Source organism: Kitasatospora sp. NPDC097605, from assembly GCF_040302725.1.
Taxonomy (GTDB): Bacteria; Actinomycetota; Actinomycetes; order Streptomycetales; family Streptomycetaceae; genus Kitasatospora.
Genome location: NZ_JBEOSF010000090.1, coordinates 1 through 1,555 on the forward strand (window position 1 = coordinate 1; position 1,555 = coordinate 1,555).

The 1,555-nt window shown below is 71.3% G+C and carries 2 protein-coding genes; one reads left to right on the forward strand and one right to left on the reverse strand.

Features of this window, described 5'->3' with window-relative positions; all coding sequences use genetic code 11:
* Positions 1–260: 260 nt before the first annotated feature.
* On the forward strand, positions 261–695 hold the full coding sequence (locus ABTX81_RS39530; RefSeq protein WP_350555781.1) for a PhlB family protein: 435 nt from the start codon (positions 261–263) through the stop codon (positions 693–695).
* A 125-nt stretch (positions 696–820) separates the two neighbouring features.
* On the opposite strand, the gene ABTX81_RS39535 is transcribed toward ABTX81_RS39530, so the two are convergent.
* A partial coding sequence (locus tag ABTX81_RS39535) for an electron transfer flavoprotein subunit alpha/FixB family protein (protein WP_350555783.1) occupies positions 821–1,555 on the reverse strand: 735 nt, incomplete at its 5' end.

The following is a 1,555-nucleotide window of genomic DNA, read 5'->3' on the forward strand; positions in this document are numbered from 1 at the left end:
CCGCCGCGAACGGGGCGATCTTCGCCTCGGCCAGCGAACGCACCGCCTCACGGAGCATCTCGTGCTCCTCGGAGATCCGGAAGAGATCGAAGTCCTGGCTCATGGTCGGCCACTCCTGTTTCACGACGTTCAAGACGGCACTCAGTACCCTTCATTATGCACGGGCACGACAAAAAGGGAACTCAGTGCCTTCACAGGATGGCACTGAGTTCCCTATCCTTTTTCCGGCGGTAACGACGAGTTCGCAGGGAGATGACACCGTGGTCCACGCAGCCATCGACGCCGACACCGAGAGCGCGACGCTGTACTTCCAGCGCTGCGCCTGGTGCCACAACCCGACCTTCCAGCGCCTGCTCTGCCCCACCTGCGGCTCGACCGACCTGCGGCTGGAGCGCAGCGAGGGCACCGGGGTGGTGCGGCGCTGCGCCGTCGAGCAGGCCCGGACGCCGCTGGCCCGGCAGAAGTCGCTGATCCGGATGGCCGAGGGGTTCGACGTCTGGTGCATCGTCAACGGGCTGCGCTCCACGGTGCCGGTCGGCACCCGGGTGCGGCTCACCGCGGCGGCCGGCTCGGAGCAGCCGGAGCTGACGGTGCTGGCGCCGGAGGAGCCGGAGCGGGCGATGCCCGCCGAGCCCCGGCCGCTGCCCCCGGCCCAGGGCGGGTTCACCCAGCACCTGGCGGCCTTCGCGGAGTAGCGGGAACCGTAGCGAGAACCGTTCGAGAACCAGAGCGAGAACCAGAGCGAGAACCCTGCGGAAAAGGGCGTGGCACCGAGTACCCGGGGTACTCGGTGCCACGCCCTTCGCGTGTGCCGGACGGATCAGGCCTTGCGGGCCTTGACCTCGGCGGTCAGCTGCGGCAGGACCTCGAAGAGGTCGCCGACCACGCCGTAGTCGGCCAGCTCGAAGATCGGGGCCTCGGGGTCCTTGTTGACGGCCACGATGGTCTTCGAGGTCTGCATGCCGGCCCGGTGCTGGATGGCACCCGAGATGCCGTTGGCGACGTAGAGCTGCGGGGAGACCTGCTTGCCGGTCTGGCCGACCTGGCTGCTGTGCGGGTACCAGCCGGCGTCGACGGCGGCGCGCGAGGCACCGACGGCCGCGCCGAGCGCGTCGGCCAGCTCCTCGACGACACCGAAGCCCTCGGCGGCACCGACGCCGCGGCCACCGGAGACCACGATCGCGGCCTCGGTCAGCTCCGGGCGGCCGGTGGACACGCGCGGGGTGCGCGAGACGACCTTGGCGGCGTTGCCGGTGAACGCCACGGTGACGTCCTCCACCGCGCCGGCGGCCGGGGCGGCCTCCGGGGCCACGGCGTTCGGCTTGACCGCGATGACCGGTACGCCCTTGCTGACGCGGGAGTCGACGGTGAAGGAAGCCGCGAAGACGGACTGGGTGGCCACCGGACCCTGGTCGCCGGCGCGCAGGTCGACGGCGTCGGTGATGACGCCCGACCCCAGGCGCAGGGCGACGCGGGCGGCGACCTCCTTGCCCTCGCCGGAGGAGGTGACCAGCACCGCGGCCGGCTCCACCGTCTTGGCGATCTGGGCCAGGGC